General features: G+C 58.8%; 4 protein-coding genes. 1 reads left to right on the top strand and 3 read right to left on the bottom strand.

Annotated elements, in window-relative coordinates:
• Positions 1-73: 73 nt before the first annotated feature.
• The 3 genes from asd to rsgA all read right to left on the bottom strand — a co-directional run bounded on the left by asd (position 74) and on the right by rsgA (position 2,933).
• Positions 74-925, bottom strand: coding sequence for an archaetidylserine decarboxylase (gene asd, locus B4U49_RS00980; RefSeq protein ID WP_078082731.1), 852 nt, complete (start codon positions 923-925; stop codon positions 74-76).
• Between the two features lie 134 nt (positions 926-1,059).
• Positions 1,060-1,866 (bottom strand): sulfurtransferase, encoded by an 807-nt coding sequence (locus tag B4U49_RS00985; protein WP_078082732.1) that lies wholly within the window; start codon positions 1,864-1,866, stop codon positions 1,060-1,062.
• Positions 1,867-1,889: 23 nt separating this feature from the next.
• Positions 1,890-2,933 carry a small ribosomal subunit biogenesis GTPase RsgA gene (gene rsgA / locus B4U49_RS00990; protein WP_078082733.1) on the bottom strand — a complete coding sequence of 348 codons (1,044 nt, stop codon included), beginning with the start codon at positions 2,931-2,933 and terminating at the stop codon, positions 1,890-1,892.
• Positions 2,934-3,068: 135 nt separating this feature from the next.
• On the opposite strand from rsgA, the gene orn reads away from it, so the two are divergent.
• Positions 3,069-3,611 (top strand): oligoribonuclease, encoded by a 543-nt coding sequence (orn, locus tag B4U49_RS00995; RefSeq protein ID WP_078082734.1) that lies wholly within the window; start codon positions 3,069-3,071, stop codon positions 3,609-3,611.
• Positions 3,612-3,693 lie beyond the last annotated feature (82 nt).

Here is a 3,693-nt window from a genome sequence, read left to right on the forward strand (position 1 = left end):
GTTCACGGCGTGTCTCGCAAACCCGTAGCGGGTAGCGCGACCGCCAGTGAACCTGATGGAGGGGACCACAGACTTAAATCAGATCTCCAAAATACTCACCCATTTTCACCGGAGTCTCCGCCGCGAGTTCTTCTGCCCATTTCACTTTGTCAGCGCCGAACAGTAGTACCACGGTTGAACCGAGTTTGAAGCGTCCCATTTCCTCGCCTTTTTTCAGCGCAATGGGTTTCTGCTCGTCGTAGCGGGTGGTGCGAATCTGACGTTTGATTGGTGCAACCTGGCCTGCCCATACGGTTTCGATGGCGGCGACGATCATGGCTCCGACCAGGATCATGGCCATGGGGCCCGCGGCGGTGTCGAAGATACACACGAGGCGTTCGTTGCGGGCGAACAGGCGCGGTACGTTCTCCGCGGTGGTGGTGTTAACGGAAAAGAGTTCACCGGGCACATAGATCATACGCTGCAGTACGCCGTCGAGGGGCATGTGTACGCGGTGGTAGTCTTTTGGCGACAGGTAGACCGTGGCGAAGTTACCGCCGGTGAACTGTGCGGCGACTTCGGGATCGCCACCGACCAGTTCGAGCAGGCTGTAGTCCTGGCCCTTGGCCTGTAAGATACGGCCGTTGTGGATTTCACCCAGCTGGCTGATGGCGCCGTCAGCACAGCCGGCGACGGTGCCTTCACCTTCGACGATGGGGCGTGCGTCTTCTTTGAGGGCGCGGGTGAAGAAGTCGTTGAAGCAGGTGTATGCAGTGTAGTCCTCTTCGAGGGCTTCACTCATGTCGACTTTGTATTTTTCTACAAACCATTTGGTGAAGGGGTTTTTGATTCCGCCAATACGGGTTTCTGCCAACCAGCCGGCAGCGCGGGAGAGCAGGTGCTGGGGAGTGATGTATTGCAGGAAGATAAACAGTTTCGGGTGCATGTAAGTATTGTGGTCCCGTTAATTGAGGTTTGGTGCCAGTTTGTCGCGGCGCTCTGGCGGATTTTCGTGACGGCCTGGCACCGGGGATTCGCGTCAAAGTGCTTTACTTTGTTAGCGTGCTGAATTTCTCAGAATCAATTTTCAACCGGTGTGTCCGGCAAGTTTCCCCACTCACTCCAAGAGCCAGGATAGGCCTTGATCGGAAATCCGAGAGACTTGCCAACCAGCCAGGTAAATGCCGAGCGGTGGTGGCTCTGGCAGTGGGTAGCGATTTCTTTGCTGCCATCGATACCCAGTGCGGCAAGGAACTCCCTGGCATCGGTGCGAATACGCAGGTCCCGCTGTGGGTCCATCAGTTGTGTCCACTCACAATTGATCGCGCCGGGAATATGGCCGCCTTTCATTGCCAGCACGCGTTCGCCGCTGTACTCCGAGGGGGAGCGGGCGTCCCAGATCTGCAGGTTGCCCTGATTCAGTCGCTGCTGGATCTGATCGGCGTCGAGTATCGGCGCGTCGTCGGCGATCTGGATTTCTATATCGCTGGGGGTGACGGTGACATTTTCTGTGGAGAGCGGCAGGCCGGCATTTTTCCACGCGTGCATGCCGCCGTTCAGATAGCTGTATTTTTTGTGGCCGATGACTTCCAGGGTCCACAGCAGGCGTCCTGCCCAGCCGCCACCTTCGTCGTCGCAGGCGACGATATGGGTGTCGGGGGTGAGACCGATTGCGCGGAAGACTTCGGTAAGACGTTCCTCTGAGGGCAGTTTACCGGCGGCGGGTGGGGTGCCAGCCATGAGGGCCTGGAAGGGTAGGCCGATCGCGCCGGGGATATGGCCGGCGAGATAGTTCTGCGGGCTGCTCAGGTCGACGACCCGTATTTCCTCGTGTTCGAGCAGCGGCGCCAGTTGTTCCGGTTCCAGGATCAGGGGTACATCACTCACGTGAGATTCCTTGTCGAAGTGTTCTATTCGTTTTCCAGGCTGTTGCGCAGATGCAGGAAGCTGTCCATGCGTCGCTGGCTGATGTCGCCGCGCTCCAGTGCTTCCTGAATTGCGCAGCCGGGTTCGCTCTGGTGGCGGCAGTCGCGGAAACGGCAATAGCCGATGAACGGGCGAAATTCCACGTAGCCTTCAAGCAGCTCCTGCTCGCTCATATGCCAGATGCCAAACTCGCGGATGCCGGGGGAGTCTATCAGATCGCCGCCGCTGGGCAGATGAAACAGTTCCGCGGCAGTGGTGGTGTGTGTGCCCTTGCCGGTGGCTTCTGAAAGAGCACCGGTGCGGGCGTCTGTGCCCGGTAACAGGCCATTGATCAGGGAGGATTTGCCCACACCGGACTGGCCGACAAATACACTGGTGCCCTGGGCGAGGGTCTCCAGGAGATTGCCGAGACCTTCACCGGTTTTGGTGGACAGCTGCAGTACCTGGTATCCGAGGTCGGGGTAGGGGCGCAGCAGGTCTTCGAGCTGTTCGCGGTTGCTGTCGTCAATCAGGTCGATTTTGTTCAGCAGTAACAGGGGCTGGATGCCGGTGGTCTCCGCTGCCACCAGATAGCGGTCGATGGCGTTGGCGAAGGGCTCGGGGTATGGGGCAATGACAATGAGGATCCGGTCGATATTTGCCGCCACGGTCTTCATGTCGCCGTAGCGATCCGGTCGCTGTAGTTCCGAGTGACGCGGCAGTCGTGCACCGACCACACCCAGGCCGCCAGTGGATTCGCCGGTTGCGGGGCGCCAGGCGACCTTGTCACCGGTGACCAGGGTGTCGATATTGGCGCGGATATGGCAGCGTTGTCGCAACTCTGCGGGAGCGGCGCCCTCGGCCTCGCTTTCCACCAGTACCTGGCTGCCGTAATTGGCGATCACCAGGCCGGTCTGTTCCGGGCCGAGGTCGCCTTCTTCCTCCGCATGCTCAAAACTCTCGTCCCGCTTGCGCGCACGGGCCTCCCGTTCCTGCTGGATCTTGGCGATGCGCCACTGCTGGCGGCGGTTGAGTTTGCGTTTGCTCATGGGAGTTCGCACTGTGGAAAGCGGCGGATTATAACTTGCATCGGTGGGGGATTGCGGTAACTTCCCCGCTATCCTCATGTTTATCCATTGCCTGTATAACTGTCATCGCCGCCAGCGGCTGTTAAGGAGTCTACTGTGGATCAGAATAATCTGATCTGGATCGATCTGGAAATGACCGGCCTGAATCCGGAAAAGGAGCGCATCATCGAGATTGCGACGGTGGTGACGGATTCGCGCCTGAATGTGCTGGCGGAGGGGCCGGTGATGGCAATCCACCAGAGTGATGCGTTGCTGAATGCGATGGACGACTGGAATACCGAGCAGCACGGCGGTTCCGGGCTGGTGACACGGGTGAAGGAGTCGCGGATCAGTGAGCACAAGGCAGAGCGCGAGACGATCGAATTCCTGCAGCAGTGGGTGCCTGAGGGCGCCTCGCCCATGTGTGGTAACTCCATCGGCCAGGATCGCCGGTTCCTGGTGAAGTACATGCCGTTACTGGAGCGCTACTTCCACTACCGCAATCTGGATGTGAGCTCGGTGAAAGAGCTCGCCCGCCGCTGGCGCCCGGATGTGCTGGAGGGGGTTAAGAAGACTTCATCGCATCTGGCGATGGATGATATCCACGATTCGATTAATGAGCTTAAGCACTATCGTGAGCACTTTTTTCGTATGAGCTGAGCTTCGGTGGTTTTGGTGGCTTGTAAGCAGGTTCGGTGGTGGCGGAGCGCCGGGTATCTGTTTTCAAAACCGCTGTGAATAC

The sequence above is a fragment of the Microbulbifer mangrovi genome, assembly GCF_002009015.1.
GTDB classification, from domain to species: Bacteria; Pseudomonadota; Gammaproteobacteria; order Pseudomonadales; family Cellvibrionaceae; genus Microbulbifer; species Microbulbifer mangrovi.

Bases quoted from the DNA above. Each gene is read 5' to 3' on its own strand.
- asd (WP_078082731.1), bottom strand. From the start codon at position 925: ATGCACCCGAAACTGTTTATCTTCCTGCAATACATCACTCCCCAGCAC.
- rsgA (WP_078082733.1), bottom strand. From the start codon at position 2,933: ATGAGCAAACGCAAACTCAACCGCCGCCAGCAGTGGCGCATCGCCAAG.